Raw genomic sequence first — 25,134 nt, forward strand, 5'->3', positions numbered from 1 at the left:
GTCGGCCGGCGGGACATCGGCCACGATCACGAGAGAACAGATCGAATGACCGCGTATATTCCTCGCCCTGCCGACGGCGCCGACGTGACCAAGGCGCTTCGCGACGCCGCCTCCAGGCGGATTCTCGTGCTCGATGGCGCGATGGGAACGGAACTGCAGCGCTCCCGCTTCTCGGAAGAGGATTTCCGGGGCGAGCGTTTCAAGGACTGGAAACAGGATGTCCGGGGCAACAACGACCTGCTCATCCTCACCCAGCCCGACGCGGTGCGCAACGTGCACCTCGATTATTTCCGCGCGGGCGCCGACATCGTCGAGACCAACACCTTCTCCGGCACCTCCATCGCCCAGGCCGATTACGGCATGGAGGAGATCGTCTACGATCTGAACTTCGACGGCGCGCGGCTCGCGCGCGAGGCCGCGCTGATCGCCGAAAAGGAAGACGGCCGCCGCCGTTTCGTCGCCGGAGCCATCGGTCCGACGAACCGTACGCTGTCGATTTCGCCCGACGTGAACAATCCGGGCTACCGCGCCGTGACCTTCGATCAGGTCCGCGACGCTTACGCCGAGCAGGTGAGGGGGCTCGTCGACGGCGGCGCCGAGATCATCCTCATCGAGACGATCTTCGACACGCTCAACGCCAAGGCGGCCATCGTGGCGACCCATCAGGTCTTCGCCGAGAAGGGCGTGAAGCTGCCGATCATGATCTCGGGCACCATCACGGATCTGTCGGGTCGCACGCTGTCGGGCCAGACTCCGACGGCGTTCTGGCATTCGGTTCGTCACGCGGAGCCGTTCTCCATCGGCCTCAACTGCGCGCTCGGCGCCCGCGAGATGCGCGCCCATATCCAGGAGATCGGCAAGGTCGCCGACACGCTCGTCTGCGCCTATCCGAATGCAGGCCTGCCCAACGAGTTCGGTCTCTACGACGAGCGTCCCGAAGCGACGGCCCGGATGCTGGCGGAGTTTGCCGATGCCGGGCTCGTCAACGTGGTCGGCGGCTGCTGCGGCACGACGCCGGACCACATCCGGGCCATCGCCGAGGCCGTCGCCGGCAAGGCGCCGCGCGCGGTTCCCACGGTGCAGCCGCTCATGCGTCTGTCGGGCCTCGAGCCCTTCAATCTCACCTCCGACATCACGTTCGTGAACGTGGGCGAGCGCACGAACGTCACGGGTTCGGCCAAGTTCCGCAAGCTCGTCACGAACGGCGATTACGCCGCCGCTCTCGACGTGGCGCGCGACCAGGTGGCGAACGGCGCCCAGATCATCGACATCAACATGGACGAGGGCCTGCTCGATTCCGAGAAGGCCATGGTGGAGTTCCTCAACCTCGTGGCGGCCGAGCCCGACATCGCCCGTGTTCCGGTGATGGTGGATTCCTCCAAGTTCCACGTGATCGAGGCCGGCCTCAAGTGCATCCAGGGCAAGGCCATCGTGAACTCGATCTCCATGAAGGAGGGCGTGGAGGCCTTCATCGAGCACGCCAAAATCTGCCGCTCCTACGGGGCAGCCGTCGTCGTGATGGCTTTCGACGAGCAGGGCCAAGCCGATACGCTCGAGCGCAAGGTCGAGATCTGCACCCGCGCCTACCGGATCCTCACCGAGCAGGTCGGCTTCCCGCCGGAGGACATCATCTTCGATCCGAACGTGTTCGCGGTCGCCACCGGTATCGAGGAGCACAACGGCTACGGCGTCGCCTTCATCGAGGCGACCAGGATCATCCGCGAGACCCTGCCGCACGCGCATATCTCGGGCGGCGTATCCAACCTGTCCTTCTCGTTCCGCGGCAACGAGCCGGTGCGCGAGGCCATGCACTCCGTGTTCCTGTTCCACGCCATCAAGGTCGGCATGGACATGGGCATCGTGAATGCCGGCCAGCTCGCGGTCTACGACGAGATCGATCCGGAGCTGCGCGAGCTGTGCGAGGACGTGGTGCTCAACCGCCGTCCTGATGCGACGGAGCGCCTGCTGGAGGCCGCGCCCCGCTTCAAAGGCGATGGTTCCGGCGCCGTAAAGGCGGCCGATCTCGAGTGGCGCTCCTGGCCCGTCGCGAAGCGCATCGAACATGCGCTCGTCAACGGCATCACCGAGTTCATCGAGCAGGACACGGAGGAGGCCCGCCAGGCCGCCGCGCGTCCGCTGCACGTGATCGAAGGCCCGCTCATGGCCGGCATGAACGTGGTGGGCGATCTCTTCGGCGCCGGCAAGATGTTCCTGCCCCAGGTGGTGAAGTCCGCCCGCGTGATGAAGCAGGCCGTGGCCTATCTCATGCCGTTCATGGAGGCCGAGAAGGAAGCCTCCGGCGTCACCGAGCGGTCCGCCGCCGGCAAGGTGCTGATGGCGACGGTCAAGGGCGACGTGCACGACATCGGCAAGAACATCGTGGGCGTCGTGCTGGCCTGCAACAACTACGAGGTCCTCGATCTCGGCGTCATGGTGCCGGCGCAGAAGATCCTGGAGACGGCCCGCAAGGAGAACGTGGACGTGATCGGCCTCTCGGGCCTCATCACCCCGTCCCTAGACGAGATGGTGCATGTGGCGAGCGAGATGGAGCGCGAGGGCTTCGACATTCCGCTGCTCATCGGCGGCGCCACCACGAGCCGCGTGCACACGGCCGTGAAGATCCACCCGAACTACAACAAGGGGCAGGCGGTCTACGTGACCGATGCCAGCCGCGCCGTCGGCATCGTGTCGTCCCTTCTATCGTCCGAGATGAAGGACGGCTACGTGGAGACGCTGCGCTCCGAATACCGCAAGGTAGCCGAGGCCCATGCCCGCTCCGAGGCCGACAAGCAGCGCCTCTCCATCGAGAAGGCCCGCGCCAACAGGCTCGCGCTCGACTGGGCCGCGTATCAGCCGCCGAAGCCCACCTTCACGGGCGCCCGCGTGTTCCGCAGCTACGATGTGGGCGAGCTCGTGCCCTATATCGACTGGACGCCGTTCTTCCAGACCTGGGAGCTGAAGGGCCGCTTCCCGGCGATCTTGGAGGACGAGAAGCAGGGCGAGGCCGCGCGACAGCTCTGGGAGGACGCTCAGGCGATGCTCAAGCAGCTCGTGGACGAGCGCTGGTTCAATCCCAAGGCGGTCATCGGCTTCTGGCCGGCCAACGCGGTCGGCGACGACATCCGCCTCTACACGGGCGAGAGCCGCAGCGAGCCGCTGGCGACCTTCTACGGCCTGCGCCAGCAGCTCTCGAAGCGCGACGGCAAGGCCAACATCTGCCTGTCCGATTTCGTCGCCCCGGTGGAGAGCGGCAAGCCCGACTGGGTCGGCGCCTTCGTGGTGACGTCCGGCATCGAGGAGGTGCGCATCGCGGAGCGATTCGAGCGCGCCAACGACGATTACCGCTCGATCCTGGTCAAGGCCCTCGCCGACCGTCTGGCGGAAGCCTTCGCCGAGCGCATGCACGAGCGCGTGCGCCGGGAGTTCTGGGGGTATGCGACGGACGAGAGCCTCAGCAACGAGGGCTTGATCGGCGAGGAGTACCAGGGCATCCGCCCGGCGCCCGGCTATCCGGCGCAGCCCGACCATACGGAGAAAGCGACCCTGTTCAGCCTGCTTGGGGCCGAGCGCAGCATCGGCGTCACGCTCACCGAATCCTACGCCATGTGGCCGGGCTCGTCCGTGTCGGGCCTCTACCTGTCGCATCCGGACGCCTATTACTTCGGCGTCGCCAAGGTCGAGCGCGATCAGGTGGAAGACTACGCGGCGCGCAAGGACATGAGCGTGGCGGAAGTCGAGCGCTGGCTCGCCCCGATCCTCAACTACGATCCGGCGCGCTACCGGGTGATGGCGGCTGAGTAAGGATCCTACGACCCTGCCACGTCATAGCCGGGTTATGGCCGGACTTGTCCCGGCCATCCCGACCAGGAGAGCGCGGCGTTTCACAGTAGCGGGATCACCGGCACGAGGCCGGTGATGACGTGCAGGTTGATCGTCCGGTCCGTGCCACTCCTCTCCACGTCATGGCCGGCCTCGTGCCGGCCATCTCGATCGGAAAAGCGCGGCGCTTCTCGGATCGAGATCACCGGCACAAAACAGGTGTGACGCAGGAACCGGAGTTCTCACTCCCGCCGCAGCGCCTCGATGGGGTCGAGCCTCGCGGCGCGCTGCGCCGGGTAGAACCCGAAGAAGATGCCCACCAGGGCCGAGAAGCCCACCGCCACGACGATGGCGTTGGTGGACACGAGCGACGGCCAGCCGGCGAGTTGCGCCACCAGATAGGCGGCGCCGGCGCCCAGGCCGATCCCGAGCGCCCCGCCGATGGTGGAGAGCGTCGTCGCCTCGATCAGGAACTGGCTCAGGATGTCGCGCGGCCGCGCGCCGACGGCGAGACGCAGGCCGATCTCGCGGGTGCGCTCGGTGACGGACACCAGCATGATGTTCATGATGCCGATGCCGCCGACGAGCAGCGACACGGCCGCCACGGCGGCGAGCAGCATGGAGAGCGTGTTGGCGGAGGCGGACGCCGTGTTGGCGATCTCCGTCAGGTTGCGGATGGAGAAATCGTCCTCCTGCTCGCCCGTGATGCGGTGACGCTGGCGCAGCAGCTCCGTCATGCTCGCGATGCCGGGTTCGATGTCGTTCTCGTCGGCGAACTTCACGAAGATCGAGCCGACGGACCCGTCCTTGGCGTAGTTGCGCCCGATCACCCGGCGGCGGCCTGCGTCGAGCGGCACGAAGACCACGTCGTCCTGGTCCTGCCCGAAGGCCGATTGCCCCTTCGGCGCCATGACGCCGATGACCCGGAAGGGCACGTTGCGCACGCGCACGATCTGGTCGATGGGATCGTCCTCGCCGAAGAGGTTGCGGGCGACCGTCTGGCCGAGAAGGATCACGATGTCGCCGCGACGGACCTCCTCCGGATCGAAGGTGCGGCCGGTGGCGACGTCCCATTCGCGCGCGGAGAACCAGTCGCGGTCGATGCCGTAGATGCGCGTGGCCCAGTTGCTGCCGCCGGCCACCACCTGGGCGCCGCCCTGCACGAAGGGCGCGGCCGCCACCACGCCGTCGACCTCGCGGCGGATCGCGTGCGCGTCCTCGTCCGTGAGCGACGAGGCGGCACCGGCGCCGAGGCGCGCGCCGCCCTGCGTGACGTTTCCGGGCGTCACGATGGCGAGGTTCGCGCCGAGAGACCGGATCTGCTGGTCGACGAGATTGCGCGCCCCGGAGCCGATCGCCACCATGGCGATGACGGCCGCCACTCCGATGACGATGCCGAGCATGGTGAGAAGACTGCGCAGAGCGTTGGCCGCGATGGCGGAGAACGCGGACCGGATGGCTTCGATCAGCCTCATTCGGCGGCCTCCGTGGCGAGGGCGCGCGCATCGACCGGGATCTGGCGGTGGTCCTCGATCACGCGCCCGTCCCGGAAGCGGATCAGCCGGTGCGCGTGCCGCCCGACCTCGGCATCGTGCGTGACGAGCACGATGGTGACGCCCTCGCGGTTGAGTTCCTGGAACAGGGCCATGATTTCGTTCGCCGTGCGGCTGTCGAGAGCGCCGGTCGGCTCGTCGGCGAGGAGCAGGCTCGGGCCGTTGACGAGCGCGCGTGCGATGGCGACGCGCTGCTGCTGTCCTCCGGAGAGCTGCATCGGGCGGTGATGCGCCCGCTCGGCGAGACCGACGCGGCCGAGCGCATGCAGGGCGCGCTCGCGACGCGTCCTGCGGTCGAACCCCGCATAGACCATCGGCAGCTCCACGTTGCCGAGCGCGTCGACGCGGGGCAGGAGGTTGAACTGCTGGAAGACGAAGCCGATCTCGCGGTTGCGCAGCCGCGCCAGACCGTCCGCGTCGAGGCGCTCGACCGCCGTGTCGGCGAGCCGGTAGTGGCCGGCGGTCGGCTTGTCGAGGCAGCCGACGAGATTCATGAACGTGGACTTGCCCGAGCCGGACGGGCCCATCACGGCCACGAAGTCACCCTTGTCGATGTCGAGCGACACGGAATCGAGGGCCACGACCCGGCCGGCGTCGAGGTCGTAGACCCGTCTCAGGTCGCGTGTTTCGATGAGAGCCACGGGGCACCCCGCTAGAACATGCGCGGGGGGCGCGGGCGGCGGTTCGAGGCCTGACCGTTCGCATCCTCCCCGGCATCTTGGCGCTGGGCCCCGATGATGATCGCCGCGCCCTCCTGCACGTCGCCGCGCATGATCTCGGTATAGGCTCCGTCCGTGGCGCCGAGCCGCACGTGCACGGCCTCGGGCCGGCCGTCCTGGGCGACCCGGTAGATGCGTCCGCCCGTGCCCTCGTCCGGCTGCGTCTGCGCATCGCGGTCGCGTGCACGCTGCCGACGCGGCTGGCCGTTCGGCTCGCTCGCCGCGACGGCCGCCGGCGGCCGGAAGCGCAGGGCCGCGTTGGGGATGCGCAGCACGTCCTCCCGCTCGTCGGTGACGATCTGGAGGTTCGCCGTCATGCCCGGCAGGAGCGCCTGATCCAGGTTCCTCACGCCGATGACGGCCGTGTAGGTGACCACGTTCTGCACCGTCTGGGCGGACAGGCGCACCATCCTGACGCTGCCCTCGAAGGTGCGGTTCGGATAGGCGTTCACCGTGAAGGTCACCTTCTGGCCGTCCTTGATGCGGCCCACATCGGCTTCGTCGATATTGGCGTAGATGTCGATCTCGCGCAGGTCCTGCGCGATCGTGAAGAGCGTCGGGGCGGACAGGGAGGCCGCGACGGTCTGGCCGAGCTCGATGTCCCGCTTGACCACGACGCCGTCGACCGGCGACTTGATGTCGGTGCGGGCGAGGTCGATCTCGATGTCCTTGAGCTTCGCCTGCCGCTGCAGGATGATCGCCTCGGCGGATTTCACCCCCGCCTCGGCCAGGGCGAGATCCGCCCTGAGCCCGTCCGTCTCGGCCCTGTTCGACGCGATCTGCGCGTCGGCCGAGACGAGGTTCGCCTTCTGGATGTCGACCTGCGTTCCGGCCTGCTCCAGGGCCGTCTGGGTTCCCACCGCCCGGGTGGTCAGCTCCTTCTGCCGGTCGAGGGTGCGCTGCGCGTCGGCGAGCTGTGCCTGCGTGCGGTCGCGCTGGGCCGCGAGATCGTTCGCCTGCGCCTGCGACCGCTGCAGCGCCGAGCGCGCCTTGTCGATCTGCGCGCGCTTGGTGTCGAGATCGGCTTTCGCTTGGGCGAGGTCGGCGAGCGCCGCGTCGCGGCGCGACTTGATCTGCTCGGCATAGAGGCGGGCCACCACCTGGCCTTCCTTCACGGGGGTGTTGTAGTCGGCCAGGATCTCGACCACCTGGCCGGAGAGCTGCGATCCGACCAGAACCGTCGTGACGGGATTGAGCGTGCCGGTCGCGCGCACGCTCGCCGTGATCGGGCCGCGATCCACCACGCCGAGCCGGTAGGCCTGATCGGACGCGTTGCCGCCCGTAGGCTTCCACAGCACGAAGCCGGCGGTGCCCGCCACCAGGACGATGCCGATCAACCACAACCAGACGCGACGCACCGAAAAGCCCTCTGCAAGACACAAGCTGTCATGAGGGTCGATTGTGGCCGATTTTCCGGGACGTTACGAGTTAACTCTTTGTCATGCGGCGGCCTGCGGCCGCGTGGCGATCAGGTTGCGCAGGGTCATGATCGTGGAGGCGTCTGCCACCCCGTCGACGCGCTCGGGGCGGAAATGGCGCTGGAAGGCCGCGACCACCTTTTCCGTGTCCTCGTCGAACAGGCCGTTGATCCTCACCCCGTAGCCGTACATGGCGAGCATCGCCTGCAGGGCCTCGATGGGCATGCCCTGGTCGCCCCGGGAGAAGAAGCGGCCGTCGCTCGTGGCCGACGGCGCAACCCAATGGCCGACGCCGGCCTCGTGCAGGCGCTGCCAGGGAAACCGCTCGCCCGGGTCGACCTTGCGGCCGGGGGCGACGTCGGAATGGCCGAGCACCCGCGTGGCCGGAATGCGCCAGCGGGTGACGATGTCCCGGGTCAGGGCCGCGACGCTGTCGATCTGCGCGTCCGGGTAGGGCGGAAGGCCGCCCGGATGGCCCGGATTGGCGATCTCGATGCCGATGGAGCAGGAATTGATGTCGTTGTCGCCGTCCCAGGAGGAGAGGCCCGCATGCCAGGCCCGGCGCATCTCGGGGACGAGCTGCAGCACGCGCCCGTCGCTGAACACGAAGTAATGGGCGGAGACCTGCGAGACCGGATTGCACAGCCACTGCAGGGCCTCACCCTCGTCGGGCATGCCCGTGTAGTGGAGGATGAGCATGGTGGGGCGCTGGCCGTCCTTGCGCTCCCCGTGATTGGGCGACGGAAACACCTTGCCGGCGACCGGGCTTTCCGGGGCGAGAGCGCTCATGCCGTCACCTGATGTTCCGCTCGGCGGCGATGCGTTCCCAGGCGGCGTTGATGGCGGCCACGCGCTCGGTCGCGATCTTGACGGCTTCCGGCGGCAGGCCGCGGGCGATCTCCCGGTCGGGATGGTTCTCGGCCACGAGCCGGCGGTAGTGGCGCTTCAGCTCATCGTCGCTCATGCCCCGCTCGGCCTTGAGGACGAGATAGGGATCATCCGGGCGCAGGACGTGGCGGGCGGCGATGCGTTCGAAATCGTGGTCCGGGATGGCGAAGATCGTCGCCACATCCTTGAGGTAGACGTATTCCGCCTCATGGATCGCCTCGTCCGCCTTGGCGATATGGAACAGGCCGTCGAGCACGTCCTCAAGCAGGGCGGGCTCGTCCTTGAACGCGTCCCCGATCTGACGGGCGTAGGACTCGAACCCGTCCGAGGTCTGCATCGCGAGGTTGAACAGGCGCTCCACGTTGTCGTGCTCGCTTTCGGGCACGTCCACGATCTGCTCGAAGGCCCTGACCTCGACGTCGACCACGACGCCGTCGGCCTTCGCCATCTTGGCGGCGAGCGCCACGAGCCCCATGGTGAAGAGCACGTCGCGCGGCGGCTTCCCGAAAGGAGCGCCCTCGCGGTCAATGAGAACGTGGCCGGCCACGCCACCCAGGAGGGCCCCGATCGGCCCGCCCAAGGCGAGCCCGATGCCGGCGCCACCCAGCTTACCCCAAATCGACTGAATCATCGTGCGACTAGTCGTACGCTCATGTGCTGGCAAAAGGGAAGGGGCCGGGAATGTCCCGGCCCCTCAAATTCATGCTTCGACGCGCGATCAGCGGCAGTAGACGTTGCCGTAGACGTCCTGATAGGTGCCGTAGGGGCAGGCCGGGCGAGACGGAGTCGTTGCCGCTCCAACGATCGCACCACCGGCAGCACCGATGGCCGCGCCCGCCAGAGCGCCGCTGCCACGACCCGTGGCTGCACCGCCAATGGCCGCACCAGCAAGGCCGCCGACCGCAGCGCCACCCACTGCGCGCTCGCCGGGGGTGTTGCAGGCTGCCATCGAGAGGGTGAGGGCACCGGCGGCAATGGCTGTCATGATCTTCTTCATGGAGGCTTCCCTGTTGTTGAGCGGGCGGTAGGCTGCCCTGTCCTGTTTAGCTTGACCTTACGCTGTCGCCAACTCCTGGGCGGAGAAAGAGTTCCTCCCCATTCCGGATAAGCTGAGGAAAATTCTTCCGGTCCGTGTGAGGCTAGAATCGACCCGCAAAGCCAGGCGTCATCAAGGTTACATGGTCAAGCTTGAACGTATTCTGAACATGTATGCGGCTTGATGTGCCACATCTTCGCCCCAATTGGCATCCACCGACCGCACCTTCCGATTTGTGCCGGCTGGAGTTTCGGTTTGACTTGGCAACATCTGCTCAGAACCCTTGCAATTGCCTCTGTTGGAGCTGTCGCCTTGATGCTGGCCGCCGAAGCTCGGGCCGAAGGAGATCATGATGGCGCTGTCATTTCTCCCGACAAGGCCGCGGAATTCCTGAGCGCGGCCGCCGCCGAGGCGGCAGCCACCGCGGACGAGGAGACAACCGACGCGGCTGAGGCGCAGAAAAGCACCAGGACCGCCAAGGGATCTGACAAGAGGAAGGCGAAGGAAGCCGGCGCTGCCGCAAAGGCCCAGGACGGCAATGGGCCGGACATCATCAAGGCGCTGTCCCGGATGGCCGCGGCCGCTCAGCCGGAGGACGAGACCGCATCCCTCCCCGCAGCGCCCGTGGACGCCACGCTGAAGCTGCGCTCGTCGGATACCGCCCGGAGCGCGGCTCTCCGGCCGCTAATCGTCCGCCACGCGTCCGAATACGGCCTTCCGTATGAACTGGCTGACGCCGTCGTCCGGCTCGAGAGCCGCTACAATGCCGGCGCGCGCAACGGTCCCAATATGGGGCTGACCCAGATCAACGTCCGCACGGCGCAGTCTCTCGGTTATCAGGGGGCGGCTGCGGGCCTGCTCGATGCGGAGACCAACCTCCGGTATGGTTTGAAATATCTCGCCCGAGCCTACAAGCTTGCCGGCGGGGATACCTGCGGCACCATCCTGCGCTATCAGTTCGGACACCGTGCGCAGACCATGACGGGCGCCTCGCGCGCCTATTGCGCCAAGGTGAAGGTGATCACGGCCGCGGCCGACTAGCGCACCGGATGGTTCCGCCGGCGCGCATCCTTCCACCGACGAACCGGCGCTTCTGCCGCGCACCATGCGCAATGCCCTTGACGGGCAGGGGCGTTTGGCACCACATCCCCACCGTCAGCTGGCCGGGCGGCCGCTTCGAGTTCGCTCGGGGAGGAAAGTCCGGGCTCCATGGAAAGCAAGGTGCCGGATAACGTCCGGCGAGGGTAACCTCAGGGAAAGTGCCACAGAGAGCAGACCGCCCCGCGAAGGTTTTCGGACCTCGGGGTAAGGGTGAAAGGGTGCGGTAAGAGCGCACCGCGGACGCAGCAATGCGGACGGCATGGTAAACCCCACCAGGAGCAAAACCGAATAGGGACGACAGGCGTTCGCGCCAGGCCCGCTTCCAGGCCCGTCGTCCGGGTTGGTTGCTTGAGGCGGTCAGCAATGACCGTCCCAGAGGAATGGCCGCCACGTCCAAGGTCTTAGACTTTGGGCCCTACAGAACCCGGCTTACAGGCCGGCTGACCCCATCTTTCCACAGGCGGAATTTTGCAGGGAAGCGGAGCAAACCTTTGCTCCGCTTACGATTCATTAACCGTAAATGCGTCTCATGGGGCATGCATGCGACGACGCATGTCTCCCACCTCCGTTCCGTTGACGCCCATATTATCCCATGTTATCCCAAACCATCCCGTCGACGGTGTCTTCCGAAGGGGGCGTCAAGCACTCAAGAAATGCTGGCGTTCTGCTTCGGAAAGTAGCGTCACCACTGGCTGCGGGAGGCGGATTATCAAGATCCGCCGGGGGGCTGACAATCAGGAGCGTGCGAGCTGCGGCCAATGAACCGCTTCGTGTCCAATTTCACCAACAAGTTGGATTCGAAGGGTCGCGTCTCGATCCCAGCATCCTTCCGGGCCGTGTTGGCCAAGGATGGATTCGAGGGGCTCTACGTTCATCCGGCGCTGGACGCGCAGGCCTTGGACGCAGGCGGCAACGTGCTTCTGAACGAGATCGATGCGTTCTTGTCGACGCTGTCGCCCTATTCGGACGAGCGGGATCAGCTGTCGACGGCGTTGTTCGGGACCAGCGAGATTCTGAAGGTCGATCCGGAGGGGCGTGTCATCCTGACGGATACGGTAAAAGTTCATGCCGGGATCGGCGACACGGTGACGTTCGTCGGACTCGGTCACAAGTTCCAGATTTGGGAGCCCGAGCGCTTCCGTGCGCACTTGGAGGAGGCGCGCACGAAGGTCCGAGACCTGAAGAAAGCGTTGGGAAGCCGAATTACGGAGCCAAGGTCAGTGCAGAATACCTCACCAGGAGTACGGGAACGATGATGGGACGCGGCGACGGCCCAGGAGCCGGAGCCGCTGGCGGACCGTCCCGTCACGTTCCTGTGCTCTTGGAGGAGGTTGGCGCAGCGCTCGACGCGAAGCGCGGCGGTGCTTTCATCGACGGCACGTTCGGCGCCGGCGGCTATACCCGGGCCATTCTCGATGCCCATCCCCAGAACAAGGTCATCGCCATCGACCGCGATCCGGATGCGATCGCCGGCGGGGCCTCTCTCACGGCAAAATTCAAGAAGCGCCTGATTCTCGTCCCCGGACGGTTCGGCGACCTCGACGAGATCGCGCACGCGCAGGGTTTCGAGAGCGTCGACGGTGTCGTGCTCGACATCGGCGTGTCGTCCATGCAGCTCGATCAGGCCGAGCGCGGCTTCTCGTTCCGCAACGAGGGTCCGCTCGACATGCGCATGGAGCGGAACGGTCCGAGCGCAGCCGATCTCGTCAACGAATCCAGCGAGGCGGAACTCGCGGACATCTTCTATCATTACGGCGAGGAGCGGCGCGCGCGCGCCGTTGCGCGCGCGGTCATCGAGATGCGGCGACGCCAGCCTTTCGAGACCACGCGTCAGCTGGCGGATCTCGTCGCCTCGCTGATCCGGCAGGAGCCCGGCGGCATTCATCCGGCCACGCGCGTGTTCCAGGGCCTGCGCATCGCGGTCAACGACGAGCTCGGCGAGCTGGTGCGCGCTCTGCACGCGGCCGAGCGTGTTCTCAAGCCCGGCGGACGCCTCGTCGTCGTCACGTTCCATTCGCTCGAAGACCGCATCGTGAAGCAGTTCTTCGCGGCCCGCACCGGGCGCGCAGCCACCGGCTCGCGCCATCTGCCGACGGCCGCCGCGCCCGAGCCGACCTTCGAGGCGATCACCAGAGGTCCCGTCGGGCCGGGTGACGAGGAGCTGGCGCGCAATCCGCGGGCACGCTCGGCCAAGCTGCGGGCCGGCGCGCGCACGGACACGCCGCCGCAGGAGCCATTGAGCGCCATCACCATGTTGGCCGAGTTGCCGCAGACGGCTGAAAAACGGGGAGGGCGCCGATGATCCGGCTGCTCCACATCATTGCGATCTCTGCTCTCATCGCATCGGCGGGCTATGCCTATTCGATCAAGTACGACACGCTCTTCTATGCCGAGCAGGTGGCGAAGCTGAAATCGAAGGCGCAGCGCGAACGCGAGGCCATCGCGGTTCTGCAGGCCGAGTGGCAGTATCTCGATCGCCCCGACCGCCTTCAGGAGGCGGCCGACAAGCATCTCGATCTCCAGCCGCTGAAGATCCAGCAGCTCGCGCGTCTATCCGACCTGCCGAACCGGCCTTCCCGCGAGGACGAGATCGGCCGCAAGCTCGAAGCGCTCGGGCTTCTCGAGCCGACATCGACTCCGAAGGACAAGAATTCGGACGCCCGCACTCCGACGACCCAAACCCCGAAACGGTGAGCCGCGTGTTGCAAGAGCCCCAAACCGAATGGCAGGGTAAGACCGTTCCTGATCACGCCCAGGACCCGATGGCCGACTCCGCCGCCAGGACCGATCCGAGAAGCTATCCCTCGGACGGCGCGCCGGAGCGCGTCGGCCGCGCACCCTTCTCGGCACAAAGCATCGGGCGTGGCGTACTCGGCCACGCGCGCGAGTTGTTTCGCCTGCGCCACGACAAGAGCACGTCGCGGGTCGGCCTTGCGGCGGCCTGCTTCGTCGGCCTGTTCAGCCTCATCGGCGGCCGCCTGATCTATCTTGCGGTCACGAGCGAGAACACGAGCGAGGTGCGCCGCGCCGCGTCGTCCGAGATTTCCGCGGCCCGCCCCGACATCGTCGATCGCAACGGCGAGATCCTCGCCACCGACGTGAAGATGGTCTCCGTCTTCGCCGAGCCGCGCAACATCGTCGACAAGGACGAGGCGGTCGAACTGCTCACCGCCGTGCTGCCCGACCTCGACGCCACGGACCTGCGCAACAAGCTCAGCACCCGGAAGGGATTCGTCTGGGTCAAGCGCGAGATCACGCCGCGCCAGCAGGCGGAGGTGCATCGTCTCGGCATTCCGGGCATCGGCTTCCTGCCGGAGAACAAGCGCGTCTACCCGAACGCGGAGGCCGCCGCGCACGTGCTCGGCTTCGCCAACGTGGACAACGTGGGCATCGCCGGGATTGAGAAATACATCGACAGCATGGGCCTGCAGGACCTCAACGGCGCCGGATTCAATATTTCGGCCGCCGACCTCAAGCCCATCCAGCTCTCCCTGGACCTGCGCGTGCAGCATGCGCTTCGCGACGAGCTCGCCAAAGGCATGGCGAAGTTCAAGGCCAAGGCGACCGCCGGCGCGATCCTGGACGTCAACACGGGCGAGATCATCGCCCTCGTGTCCCTGCCGGACTATGATCCCAACAACCCGATCGATGCGCTCGACAAGGACCGGATCAACCGCATCAATGTCGGCGTGTTCGAGATGGGCTCGACCTTCAAGGCCCTGACCGTCGCGATGGCGCTCGATTCCGGCAAGTACAACATCAACTCGAGCTTCGATGCGCGCTCGGGTCTGCGCTACGGCAAGTTCACCATCGGCGATTACCACGCGACGCACCGGGTGCTGACCACACCGGAGGTGTTCGTCCACTCCTCCAACATCGGCACCGCCCGCATGGCGCTCGGCATCGGCGTGGAGGGTCACAAGGCGTTCCTGCGCAAGATGGGGCAGCTCACCCGTCTCGAGACGGAGCTGCCGGAAAGCGCCCTGCCGATCGTTCCGCCCCGCTGGGGCGAGCTCAACACCATGACCATCGCTTTCGGCCACGGCCTCGCGGTCGCGCCGCTCCAGGCGCTCGCGGCGGTGGGCGCGCTGGTCAATGGCGGCGTGATGATCAAGCCCACCTTCCTGAAGCGCGATCAGGAGGAGGCGCGCAAGACCGCCCTTCAGGTGCTCAAGCCCGAGACGAGCGAGGCCATGCGCTATGTGATGCGCCTGAACGCCTCCGTGCCGGAAGGCTCGGCGAGCGCGGCCGCCATCGCGGGCTTCTTCGTGGGCGGCAAGACCGGCACGGCCGAGAAGGTGATCAACGGCCGCTATTCCAAGAACAAGAACCTCACCACCTTCACGGCGGTGGTTCCGGCCGACAAGCCGAAATACGTGTTCCTCACCATCATGGACGAGCCGCAGGCCGTGGAAGGCACCTACGGGTTCTCGACCGCTGGCTGGAACGCCGGCCCCGTGACCGGAAACGTAGTCGAGCGCGTGGCCCCGCTGCTCGGCGTGCCGCCGCGCTTCGAGCCGCCGCAGCAGCCGTTCCCGCTCATGTCGCGCCTTGGCGCCTGGGGCAGCAACCGATGAGCGCACGCACCATGCATCTCGGCGACCTTCTCGATCTCGCACAGGGGCATGACCATGCCCCTCTCGCCGTCTCGAAGATCGCCTCGGATAGCCGCAAGGTCGAGCCCGGCACCCTGTTCTTCGCCGTGCCTGGCACGAAGGTCGACGGCATGAGCTTCGTGCCGCAGGCCCTAGCAGCCGGCGCCGTCGCCATTGTGGGCGAGGCCGCGCGTCCGTCCGATCTGCCGGCCCCGGTGGCCTATGTCCAGGTCGGCGACGTGCGGCGCGCCCTGGCGCTCGCGGCGGCGCGGTTCCATCCGCGGCAGCCCGAGAAGGTCGTAGCCGTCACGGGCACGAGCGGCAAGAGCTCGGTGGCCGACTTCACGCGCCAGCTCTTCGCGCATCTGGGATACAAGTCCGCGAGCGTCGGAACGCTCGGCATCATCACGTCCGATGGCGCGGCCTATGGGTCGCTCACGACGCCGGATCCGATCTCGCTGCACGAGAGCTTCGACCGCCTGGCGAAGGACGGCGTCACGCGGCTTGCCATGGAAGCCTCCTCGCACGGCATCGACCAGCGGCGCCTCGACGGGGTGCGCCTGCAGGCGGCGGGCTTCACCAATCTCGGGCGCGATCATCTCGACTATCACGCCACCACCGAAGCTTATGCCGCGGCGAAGATGCGCCTGTTCGACACGCTTCTGCCCGACGATGCGCCGGCGATCGTCAATGCGGACGGTCCCTATGCGGACGTGTTCCTGAACGGGATCCGCGAGCGCGGCCTCGAGATCCTCACCACGGGCCGTGCGGGCGAGACCCTTCGCCTCGTCGAAGCGCGCGCCGACGGCTTCACGCAGGCTCTCACCGTCGAGGCCTACGGGAAGACGATCCGAACGGTCCTGCCGCTCCTCGGCGCCTTCCAGGTCGAGAACGCGCTCGTCGCGGCGGGCCTGGTGCTCGCGGTGGAAGGCGAGGGCCGGGTAGAGGACGTGTTCGAGGGATTCGGATCCCTCAAGGGCGTGTCCGGCCGCCTCGAGCAGGTGGGCGAGGTCGACGGCGCCATCTGCATCGTCGATTACGCGCACAAGCCCGATGCGCTCGCCCATGTGCTCGATGCCCTGCGCCCCTTCGTGAAGGGACGCCTCGTGTGCATCGTCGGCTGCGGCGGCGACAGGGACAAGGGAAAACGTCCGCTCATGGGACGCATCGCCTCCGACAAGGCGGATGTGGTCATCGTGACGGACGATAATCCTCGCTCGGAGGATCCGGCGGCGATCCGCGCCGAGGTGCTGCAGGGCGCGCCCGGCGCCCGCGAGATCGGCGACCGCGCCGTGGCGATCCGCACGGCCGTGACCGAGCTCCGGGAAGGCGATATTCTGGTCGTGGCGGGCAAAGGTCATGAAACGGGCCAAATCATCGGCGACCGGACCCTGCCGTTCTCGGACCACGACGAGGTCCGGGCGGCCATTGCGGAGAGGCAGGGATGAATTCGCCCCTATGGACATCGGACGAGATCGCGGCCGCCACCGGGGCCCGCATCGGCGCGGGCTTTGCGCAAGGTACGGGTGCGTCCATCGACACGCGCACCCTCGAGCCTGGCGATCTCTACTTCGCCATCAAGGGCGACGTGCATGATGGGCATGATTTCGTTGCGGCGGCGCTCGAGAAGGGCGCATCGGCGGCCGTCGTGTCCGAGGAAAAGGCTCCTGGCTTTGCAGGCTCGGACAGGCTCGTCGTCGTGCCGGACGTGCTCGAGGCCATGCGCCGGATGGGCCGCGCGGCCCGGGCGCGCACGGACGCGAAGATCGTCGCCATCACCGGATCCGTCGGCAAGACCGGCACCAAGGAGGCGATGCGCCTCGCGCTCTCCCGCCAGGGCGCGACCCATGCGTCGGTCGCCTCCTACAACAACCATTGGGGCGTGCCGCTGACCCTCGCGCGCATGCCGCGCGAGACCGATTTCGGCGTGTTCGAGATCGGCATGAATCATGCCCACGAGATCCTGCCGCTCACCGGCATGGTCCGTCCGCACGTCGCGGTGATCACCACGGTCGAACCCGTGCATATCGAGTTCTTCCCGTCGCTCTGGGGCATCGCGGACGCGAAGGGCGAGATTTTCTCAGGGATAGAGCCCGGCGGAACCGCGGTGATCAACCGCGACAACGCCTATTTCGAGCGTATGCGCGCCCATGCGAACGCGTCCGCGGCCGGCCGCGTCGTCACCTTCGGCGAGCACGAGGCGGCCGACATCCGCGCCCAGCGTATCATCGTCAAGCCCGACCACTCCATCGTGGACGCCACGGTGTTCGGCCAGCCTCTGACCTACAGGATCGGCACGGCGGGCCGGCATATCGCGCTCAATTCCCTGAGCGTTCTCGCCGCCACCCATGCGCTCGGCGCGGATCTGGCCCTGACGGCGCTCTCCTTCGCCGAGATGAAGCCGCCCGTGGGCCGCGGAGAGCGGACGATGCTCGCCATCGGCGACAGCGAGGCCCTGCTGATCGACGAGAGCTACAACGCCAACCCGGCCTCCATGCGCGCGGCGCTCGCCAATCTCGGCGCCGTCGAGCTCGGGCGCGGGGCGCGGCGCATCGCCGTTCTGGGCGACATGAAGGAGCTGGGCGAGACGGGTCCGCGCCTGCATGCGGAGCTGGCGGAGGCCGTCGAGGCGAACAGGATCGACCTGCTGTTCGCGGCCGGGCCCCTGATGCAGAACCTCGTGGACGCCCTGCCGAAGGCCAGGGTCGCGGCCCACGTGCAGACCTCCGTCGAGCTGGTCGACGCGGTCGTGGCGGCCGTGCGTCCCGGCGATGCCGTGACGGTCAAGGGTTCGCTCAGCATGAAGATGGCCCTCATCGTCAAGGCCCTGAAAGAACGCTACGGCGCGAGCCCGACGGGCCACGCGCTGAAAGGATGACCGATGTTAACCTGGTTGGCTGAGCTCAGCCCCTATTTCAGCCCCCTCAATATCTTCCGCTACATCACGTTCCGCACCGGCGGCGCGACGGCGACCGCCTTGCTGATCGTCTTCCTGTTCGGACCGTGGATGATCTCGCTTCTGCGCCTGCGCCAGGGCAAGGGACAGCCGATCCGCGAGGACGGACCGCAATCGCACCTTCTGACCAAGCGCGGCACGCCCACCATGGGCGGCCTGATGATCCTGGCCGGCGTGCTGATCTCGACCCTGCTCTGGGCCAACCTCGAGAACCACTATGTATGGGTCGTGCTGTTCGTCACGGTGGGCTTCGGCGCCATCGGGTTCTACGACGATTACCTGAAGGTCACGAAGCAGTCGCACAAGGGCTTTTCCGGTCGGTCGCGCCTCGCCATTGAGGCTCTGATCGCGGCCGTCGCGTGCATCGCGATCTCCTACATGGCGACGCCCGGCCTCGCCAACAAGCTGGCGCTGCCGTTCTCGAAGGATCTGATCTTCAATCTCGGCTGGTTTTACATCGTGTTCGCCGGCTTCGTGATCGTCGGCGCCGGCAATGCGGTCAACATCACCGACGGGCTCGACGGCCTCGCCATCGTGCCGGTGATGATCGCGGCCGGCACCTTCGGCTTCATCGCCTATCTTGCCGGTAACGCCGTCTTCTCCAATTATCTGCAGATCCATTTCGTGCCCGGCACCGGTGAGCTCGCGGTGATTTGCGGAGCCTTGATCGGCGCCGGCATCGGCTTCCTCTGGTTCAACGCGCCTCCGGCCCAGATCTTCATGGGCGACACGGGTTCGCTGGCGCTCGGCGGCCTTCTCGGCACGGTTGCCGTGGCAGCCAAGCACGAAATCGTGCTTGCCATCGTGGGCGGCCTCTTCGTTCTGGAGATCATGTCCGTGATCATCCAGGTTGCCTCGTTCAAGCTCACCGGCAAGCGCGTGTTCAAGATGGCGCCGATCCACCACCATTTCGAGCAGATGGGCTGGACCGAGCCGCAGGTGGTGATCCGGTTCTGGATCATCGCCGTCGTGCTGGCCCTGGTCGGCCTCGCCACCCTCAAGCTGCGGTAAGGCGCATGATCCCCGTCACCACCTTCGCAGGCAAAACGGTCGCGCTCTTCGGCCTCGGCGGCTCGGGGCTGGCGACGGCGCTGGCCCTGAAGGAGGGCGGCGCGCACGTGATCGCCTGCGACGACAATCCGGCCAGGATGGCGGAAGCCGGCGCGAGGGGCATCGAGACGGATGACCTGCGCAAGGTCGACTGGTCGCGCATCTCGTCCTTCATCCTCTCGCCGGGCGTGCCGCTGACGCATCCCGAACCGCACTGGTCGGCGCGGCTCGCGCGCGATGCGGGCGTCGAGATCATCGGCGACATCGAGCTGTTCTGCCGCGAGCGGGCAGCCACCGCGCCGAACGCGCTGTTTGTCGCCATCACGGGCACTAACGGCAAATCGACCACGACGGCGCTCATCGCCCACATCCTGCGCGAGGCGGGCCGCGACGTGCAGATGGGCGGCAATATCGGCACGGCCATCCTCTCCCTCGATCCGCCGTCCGACGAGCGGATCCACGTGATCGAGTGCTCGTCGTTCCAGATCGATCTCGCGCCCTCGCTCGCGCCTACCATCGGGGTTCATCTCAACCTCTCGCCCGATCACATCGACCGACACGGGACGATTGAGCTCTATGCGGCGATCAAGGAGCGGCTGGTGACGAAAGCCGGCCTCGCCGTCGTCGGCGTCGACGATGCGATGAGCCGGGCGATCGCCGAGGCCTGCGAGGCGAAGGGCATCAACGTCGCTCGCGTCTCGATCGAGCCGCTGGACGGCAAGGGCGTCTTCGCCGATGGAGAGACGCTCGTCGGAGTGACGGCGACGGACGCTGCGCCGATCGCGAGCCTCTCCGGAATTGGCTCCCTGCGCGGCGCCCACAATGCGCAGAACGCCGCGGCGGCCGTCGCCGTCGCCCTGGCGTTGAACGTTTCGCCGGAGACGATCCGCGCGGGCCTCCACACCTTCCCGGGCCTGTCGCACCGCATGGAAGAGGTGGGCCGCCTCGACGAGGTGCTGTTCATCAACGATTCGAAGGCCACCAACGCGGATTCCACCGAGAAGGCGCTCAAGTCCTTCGGGGATATTTTCTGGATCCTCGGCGGCAAGGCGAAGGAAGGCGGCATCGAGCCGCTCACGTCCTATTTCCCGAAGATCCGCAAGGCCTATCTCATCGGGGCCGCGGCGGATGAATTTGCCAGGACACTCGGTTCAGACGTGCCACATGTCCACAGCGGCACGCTCGAGACCGCCGTGATGCAGGCGGCGGCAGATGCGCAGGCCCTGGGGGCTCCCGCGGTGGTCCTGCTGTCGCCGGCCTGCGCGTCCTACGATCAGTTTCCGAATTACGAAGTGCGCGGAAACCATTTCCGCGATCTGGTCCGGGCCTTGCCCGGCCTTGAAGCCAAGGGGGCTTGAAGATGGTGTCACGCGCGGAACGCTCGGCCTTCGGCGATTGGTGGTGGACTGTCGACCGCCTGCTCCTCGCCGGCCTCGCCATCCTCATGCTGGCGGGCCTCGTCTTCCTCATGGCGGGCGGTCCACCCGTGGCGGAGCGCCTCGGGCTTTCCACGTTCCACTTCGTGAACCGGCAGGTGATGTTCCTCGTCCCGGCGCTGTTCATCATGATCCCCGTATCGTTCCTGTCCCTGCGCCACATCCGGCGCTTGGCTCTGCTGGTCTATGCGGTCGGCATGGCGCTGATCCTGCTGGCCTTCCAGTACGGGCCCGAGATCAAGGGCGCCCATCGCTGGATCATGATCGGCCCCCTCGGCCTGCAGCCGTCGGAATTCGTGAAGCCCGCCTTCGTGGTGCTGTCCGCCTGGGCGTTCTCGGAGGGCGCGCGCCGTAAGGACGTGCCTGGCACGCTCCTGGCCTTTCTCCTCCTGCCCGCCACCATCGTGCCGCTGATCCTCCAGCCGGATTTCGGCCAGACCATGCTGGTCACCATCGTTTGGTGCGGGTTGTTCTTCATCGCCGGCCTGCACTGGTTCTGGGTGATGGGGCTCGGCGGCGCCGGTCTCGTGGGCATCGTGGCGGCCTATGAATTCCTGCCGCACGTGCGGGCCCGCATCGAGCGCTTCCTCGACAAGGATTCGGGCGACACGTTTCAGGTCGACACCGCCATGGAATCCTTCTCCCGCGGCGGCTGGCTCGGACGCGGCCCGGGCGAGGGAACCGTCAAGCGCATCCTGCCCGACGCGCATACGGACTTCATCTTCGCCGTCACGGCCGAGGAGTTCGGCATCATCGTGTGCATCGCCCTGCTGGTGGTCTTCGCCTTCATCGTGCTGCGCGGCCTGACGCTCGCCCGCCGCAACGAGGACACGTTCTGCCGCTTGGCGGCCACGGGGCTCATCTTCATGTTCGGCCTGCAAGCCTGCATCAACATGATGGTGAACGTGCATCTCATGCCGGCCAAGGGCATGACGCTGCCCTTCATCTCCTATGGCGGCTCGTCGCTGCTGTCGCTCGCGCTCGGCATGGGCTTCCTCATCGCGCTCACGCGCCGTCGGCCGCGCGCCGAGATGTTGGACAATTTCAATCAGGATTGGCCGCGCGGATGACCGCTCCCCTCATCCTCCTGACCGCCGGCGGAACCGGCGGTCATCTTTTCCCGGCCGAAGCGCTCGCCAATGCCCTGAAGGCCTCAGGGGCCAAAGTGGCGCTCGCCACCGACAAGCGCGCCAACGCCTATGCGGGCTCGTTCCCGGCCGACGAGATCGTTGAGATCCCGTCCGCCACGCCCTCCGGCCGTTCGGTGCCGCAGATGGCCAAGGCGGCGCTGCTCCTCGGACGGGGGACGATCAAGGCCGCCTCCCTCATCCGTCACATGAAACCGGCCGTCGTGGTCGGCTTCGGCGGCTATCCCACGGTGCCGCCGGTTCTCGCCGCGTCGTTCCTCAGGGTCCCGACGGTGATCCACGAGGCGAACGGCGTCATGGGACGCGCCAACCGGCTGCTTGCCCGCCGCGCCGGCGTGATCGCCACGGGCTTCGCCGCCATCAAGGGCATTCCGGCGAACGTGCCGGGCAAGGTCATCCATACGGGGAACCCGATCCGTCCCGCGGTGCTGGAGGCGGCGAAACACCCCTATGCGAGCCTGGAGCCCGACGGGAAGCTCCGTCTCCTCGTGGTGGGCGGCAGCCAGGGCGCACGGGTGATGAGCGACGTGGTGCCCCCGGCCATCGAGCGCCTGCCGCCGGATCTGCGGGCGCGCCTCGTGGTCACCCAGCAGGCGCGGGGCGAGGACCTGGAGCGGGTCCGGGCACATTACCGCAATCTGGGTGTGGAATTCGACGCGGAGCCCTTCTTCAAGGACCTGCCCCATCGTCTGGCGCAGGCCGGTCTGGTCGTCTCGCGCTCGGGCGCCTCGACCGTGGCGGAACTCGCCGTGATCGGCCGGCCCTCCATCCTCGTGCCCTTGCCGGGCTCCCTCGATCAGGACCAGGCGGCCAACGCCAAAACCCTCGGAGATCTGGGCGCTGCCATCGTTTGTCCGCAATCCGACTTCACCCCTGAGCGGCTGGCGAACGAAATTCAGCTCATTTTTCAAGAGCCTGACCGCTTGACCAAAGCCGCCGCCGCTGCACATAGCGCCAGAATCACCGATGCGGCGGAGCGTCTTGCTCAGGCCGTTCTCACTCTCATTGCATCGAACAATAACGGAAAAACCTCATGAAACTGCCGCCGAAGCTGGGTCCCATTCATTTCATCGGTATCGGCGGCATCGGCATGTCGGGCATCGCCGAGGTCATGCACAATCTGGGCTACACGGTGCAGGGCTCGGACGCCGCCGACAACTACAACGTGAAGCGCCTGAGCGATAAGGGCATCAAGACCTTCATCGGCCACAAGGCGGAGAACGTGGAGGAGGCGGAGATCGTCGTGGTGTCGACCGCGATCAAGCGGGACAACCCGGAGCTGATCGTCGCCCGCGAGAAGCGCCTGCCGGTCGTCCGCCGCGCCGAAATGCTCGCCGAGCTCATGCGCTTCAAGTCCTGCGTGGCGGTGGCCGGCACCCATGGCAAGACCACCACCACGTCGCTTGTCGCCACGCTCCTCGATGCGGGCGGGCTCGATCCGACGGTGATCAACGGCGGCATCATCAACGCCTACGGGACCAATGCCCGCATGGGCGACGGCCAGTGGATGGTGGTGGAGGCCGACGAGTCCGACGGCACGTTCCTGAAGCTGCCGGCCGACGTGGCCATCGTGACCAACATCGACGCCGAGCATCTCGACCATTTCGGCACCTTCGACGCGATCAAGGAGTCCTTCCATTCCTTCATCAACTCGATCCCGTTCTACGGCTTCGCCGTGATGTGCATCGATCATCCCACCGTGCAGGACCTCGTGGGGCGCATCGAGGACCGCCGCATCATCACCTATGGCGAGAACCCGCAGGCCGACGTGCGCCTGATGGACGTGGATTCGCGTGGCGGGCAGAACCGCTTCCGCGTCATGATCCGCGACCGGCGTCCGGGCTTCCGTCTCGAGCTCGAGGACCTCGTCCTGCCGATGCCCGGCGCGCACAACGCGCTCAACGCCACGGCGGCGATCGCCGTCGCGCACGAGCTCGGCGTCACGCCGGATGCGATTCGCAAGGCGCTCGGCGGGTTCGGCGGCGTGAAGCGCCGCTTCACCCGCACGGGCGACTGGAACGGCGTCACCGTGTTCGACGATTACGGTCACCATCCCATCGAGATCGCCGCGGTGCTGAAGGCCGCGCGCGCCTCCACGGACGGCCAGGTGATCGCCGTGGTGCAGCCGCACCGCTACACGCGGCTGTCGGCCCTCTTCGATCAGTTCTGCACGTGCTTCAACGATGCGGACGCGGTCATCGTCGCGCCGGTCTATGCGGCGGGCGAGCAGCCGATCCCGGGCGCCGACCGCGACAGCCTCGTGTCGGGCCTCAAGGCCCGCGGCCACCGCAACGTGATGGCGCTGGAGCGAACGGAAGATCTCGCGAGTCTCGTGAAGGGCATCGCGAAGCCGGGCGATTACGTGATCTGCCTCGGGGCCGGCAACATCACCCAATGGGCCTATGCGCTGCCGGGCGAGCTCGAGCACCTGGGCGAGAAGGCGGCGTGATGTTTGCGGACATCGTTCCCGACCTGAAGGCCCGCATGCCGGAGCTGCGCGGCAAGCTGGAGACGAACGCGCCAGCCGCGCCGCTGTCCTGGTTCCGCACGGGCGGCCCGGCTCAGGTGCTGTTCACCCCGGTCGACACGGACGATCTCGCGTATTTCCTGCGCCGGCTCGACCGCAGCGTGCCGGTTCTCGTGGTCGGCCTCGGCTCGAACCTCCTCGTCCGCGACGGCGGCTGGGAGGGCGTCATGATCCGCCTGGGCAAGGGCTTCGCCGAAGTGTCGGTGGAGGCCGGACATCGGGTCCGCGCCGGCGCCGGCGCCCCCGACGTGAAGGTCGCGCGCGCGGCGGCGGAAGCCGGCATCGCGGGCCTGTCCTTCCTGCGCGGCATCCCGGGCGCCGTCGGCGGTGCGCTGCGCATGAACGGCGGCGCCTACGGGGGCGAGACGAAGGACGTGCTCGTCGAGGCGAAGGGCGTCACGCGGACCGGCGAGGCGGTGAGCTTCACCAACGCGCAGATGGGCTTCACCTATCGCCATTCGAGCGTGCCGGACGACGTGATCTTCACCGAGGCGCTGTTCGAGGGCCGCCCGGGCAATCCGGACGAGATCCTGGCCGAGATGAACGCCATCACCGAGGCGCGCTCCTCGACCCAGCCGGTCAACACCCGCACGGGCGGCTCGACCTTCAAGAACCCTCCCGGCCGCAAGGCGTGGGAGCTGGTGGACGCGGCGGGCTGCCGCGGGCTCCGCATCGGCGACGCCCAGGTGTCGGAGATGCACTGCAACTTCCTGATCAATCACGGCTCCGCCACGGCGGCCGAGATCGAGGGGCTGGGCGAAGAGGTGCGCCGTCGCGTCCGCGAAACGTCGGGCGTCGAGCTCGAATGGGAAATCAAGCGGGTCGGCATCGCGAAGGCCTGATTCGAATCACTTTTCAATTCCCGGTGTCGCCGGGGCGCATGACGGG

General features: G+C 67.1%; 20 protein-coding genes and 1 other RNA gene. 15 read left to right on the plus strand and 6 right to left on the minus strand.

Going from position 1 to position 25,134, the window contains the following annotated elements; genetic code table 11:
• Window positions 1–45: 45 nt before the first annotated feature.
• Window positions 46–3,801, plus strand: coding sequence for a methionine synthase (gene metH, locus HPT29_RS07330; protein ID WP_173947361.1), 3,756 nt, complete (start codon window positions 46–48; stop codon window positions 3,799–3,801).
• A 260-nt stretch (window positions 3,802–4,061) separates the two neighbouring features.
• On the opposite strand, the gene HPT29_RS07335 is transcribed toward metH, so the two are convergent.
• The 6 genes from HPT29_RS07335 to HPT29_RS07360 all read right to left on the minus strand — a co-directional run bounded on the left by HPT29_RS07335 (window position 4,062) and on the right by HPT29_RS07360 (window position 9,394).
• Window positions 4,062–5,294: an ABC transporter permease gene (locus tag HPT29_RS07335; protein WP_173947362.1), complete on the minus strand. Its 1,233-nt coding sequence runs from the start codon at window positions 5,292–5,294 to the stop codon at window positions 4,062–4,064.
• Window positions 5,291–6,013: an ABC transporter ATP-binding protein gene (locus HPT29_RS07340; RefSeq protein WP_285892604.1), complete on the minus strand. Its 723-nt coding sequence runs from the start codon at window positions 6,011–6,013 to the stop codon at window positions 5,291–5,293. Before HPT29_RS07340 ends, HPT29_RS07335 begins: the two co-directional genes overlap by 4 nt.
• A gap of 11 nt (window positions 6,014–6,024) precedes the next feature.
• Window positions 6,025–7,449: an efflux RND transporter periplasmic adaptor subunit gene (locus HPT29_RS07345; protein ID WP_173947363.1), complete on the minus strand. Its 1,425-nt coding sequence runs from the start codon at window positions 7,447–7,449 to the stop codon at window positions 6,025–6,027.
• Between the two features lie 81 nt (window positions 7,450–7,530).
• Window positions 7,531–8,298: an N-acetylmuramoyl-L-alanine amidase gene (locus HPT29_RS07350; protein ID WP_173947364.1), complete on the minus strand. Its 768-nt coding sequence runs from the start codon at window positions 8,296–8,298 to the stop codon at window positions 7,531–7,533.
• 4 nt (window positions 8,299–8,302) lie between these two features.
• Window positions 8,303–9,028, minus strand: a complete 726-nt coding sequence (locus HPT29_RS07355) for a TerB family tellurite resistance protein (RefSeq protein WP_173947365.1) — start codon at window positions 9,026–9,028, stop codon at window positions 8,303–8,305.
• 87 nt (window positions 9,029–9,115) lie between these two features.
• Entirely contained in the window at window positions 9,116–9,394 is a 279-nt protein-coding gene (locus HPT29_RS07360; protein ID WP_173947366.1) for a YMGG-like glycine zipper-containing protein, read from the minus strand.
• Window positions 9,395–9,748: 354 nt separating this feature from the next.
• Here HPT29_RS07360 and HPT29_RS07365 point away from each other — a divergent pair, with 354 nt between their 5' ends.
• The 14 genes from HPT29_RS07365 (at window position 9,749) to murB (ending at window position 25,088) form a co-directional block, all read left to right on the plus strand.
• On the plus strand, window positions 9,749–10,474 hold the full coding sequence (locus HPT29_RS07365; protein WP_173947367.1) for a lytic transglycosylase domain-containing protein: 726 nt from the start codon (window positions 9,749–9,751) through the stop codon (window positions 10,472–10,474).
• A 114-nt stretch (window positions 10,475–10,588) separates the two neighbouring features.
• An RNA gene (rnpB, locus tag HPT29_RS07370) (RNase P RNA component class A) lies at window positions 10,589–10,982 on the plus strand.
• Between the two features lie 310 nt (window positions 10,983–11,292).
• Complete coding sequence (gene mraZ, locus HPT29_RS07375) at window positions 11,293–11,790, plus strand: division/cell wall cluster transcriptional repressor MraZ (RefSeq protein WP_173947368.1); 498 nt, start codon at window positions 11,293–11,295, stop codon at window positions 11,788–11,790.
• Window positions 11,787–12,836, plus strand: a complete 1,050-nt coding sequence (rsmH, locus tag HPT29_RS07380; protein WP_173947369.1) for a 16S rRNA (cytosine(1402)-N(4))-methyltransferase RsmH — start codon at window positions 11,787–11,789, stop codon at window positions 12,834–12,836. The genes mraZ and rsmH overlap by 4 nt, the downstream gene beginning before the upstream one ends.
• Window positions 12,833–13,228, plus strand: a complete 396-nt coding sequence (ftsL, locus tag HPT29_RS07385) for a cell division protein FtsL (RefSeq protein ID WP_173947370.1) — start codon at window positions 12,833–12,835, stop codon at window positions 13,226–13,228. Before rsmH ends, ftsL begins: the two co-directional genes overlap by 4 nt.
• Window positions 13,229–13,296: 68 nt before the next feature.
• Window positions 13,297–15,111, plus strand: a complete 1,815-nt coding sequence (locus HPT29_RS07390) for a peptidoglycan D,D-transpeptidase FtsI family protein (protein ID WP_259060509.1) — start codon at window positions 13,297–13,299, stop codon at window positions 15,109–15,111.
• Window positions 15,108–16,577, plus strand: coding sequence for a UDP-N-acetylmuramoyl-L-alanyl-D-glutamate--2,6-diaminopimelate ligase (locus HPT29_RS07395; protein ID WP_173947372.1), 1,470 nt, complete (start codon window positions 15,108–15,110; stop codon window positions 16,575–16,577). The genes HPT29_RS07390 and HPT29_RS07395 overlap by 4 nt, the downstream gene beginning before the upstream one ends.
• Window positions 16,574–18,007 (plus strand): UDP-N-acetylmuramoylalanyl-D-glutamyl-2,6-diaminopimelate--D-alanyl-D-alanine ligase, encoded by a 1,434-nt coding sequence (locus HPT29_RS07400; protein ID WP_173947373.1) that lies wholly within the window; start codon window positions 16,574–16,576, stop codon window positions 18,005–18,007. The genes HPT29_RS07395 and HPT29_RS07400 overlap by 4 nt, the downstream gene beginning before the upstream one ends.
• Window positions 18,008–18,010: 3 nt before the next feature.
• Window positions 18,011–19,096 carry a phospho-N-acetylmuramoyl-pentapeptide-transferase gene (mraY, locus tag HPT29_RS07405; RefSeq protein WP_173947374.1) on the plus strand — a complete coding sequence of 362 codons (1,086 nt, stop codon included), beginning with the start codon at window positions 18,011–18,013 and terminating at the stop codon, window positions 19,094–19,096.
• A 5-nt stretch (window positions 19,097–19,101) separates the two neighbouring features.
• Window positions 19,102–20,493, plus strand: a complete 1,392-nt coding sequence (gene murD, locus HPT29_RS07410; RefSeq protein WP_173947375.1) for a UDP-N-acetylmuramoyl-L-alanine--D-glutamate ligase — start codon at window positions 19,102–19,104, stop codon at window positions 20,491–20,493.
• Window positions 20,494–20,495: 2 nt separating this feature from the next.
• Entirely contained in the window at window positions 20,496–21,641 is a 1,146-nt protein-coding gene (locus HPT29_RS07415; protein WP_173947376.1) for an FtsW/RodA/SpoVE family cell cycle protein, read from the plus strand.
• A complete protein-coding gene (murG, locus tag HPT29_RS07420; protein WP_173947377.1) occupies window positions 21,638–22,756 on the plus strand; it encodes an undecaprenyldiphospho-muramoylpentapeptide beta-N-acetylglucosaminyltransferase in 1,119 nt (372 codons plus the stop codon). Before HPT29_RS07415 ends, murG begins: the two co-directional genes overlap by 4 nt.
• Window positions 22,753–24,168 (plus strand): UDP-N-acetylmuramate--L-alanine ligase, encoded by a 1,416-nt coding sequence (gene murC, locus HPT29_RS07425; protein ID WP_173947378.1) that lies wholly within the window; start codon window positions 22,753–22,755, stop codon window positions 24,166–24,168. Before murG ends, murC begins: the two co-directional genes overlap by 4 nt.
• On the plus strand, window positions 24,168–25,088 hold the full coding sequence (murB, locus tag HPT29_RS07430) for a UDP-N-acetylmuramate dehydrogenase (RefSeq protein ID WP_173947379.1): 921 nt from the start codon (window positions 24,168–24,170) through the stop codon (window positions 25,086–25,088). The genes murC and murB overlap by 1 nt, the downstream gene beginning before the upstream one ends.
• The last annotated feature ends 46 nt before the right edge of the window (window positions 25,089–25,134 follow it).

It is taken from the genome of Microvirga terrae (assembly GCF_013307435.2).
Lineage (GTDB): Bacteria > Pseudomonadota > Alphaproteobacteria > Rhizobiales > Beijerinckiaceae > Microvirga > Microvirga terrae.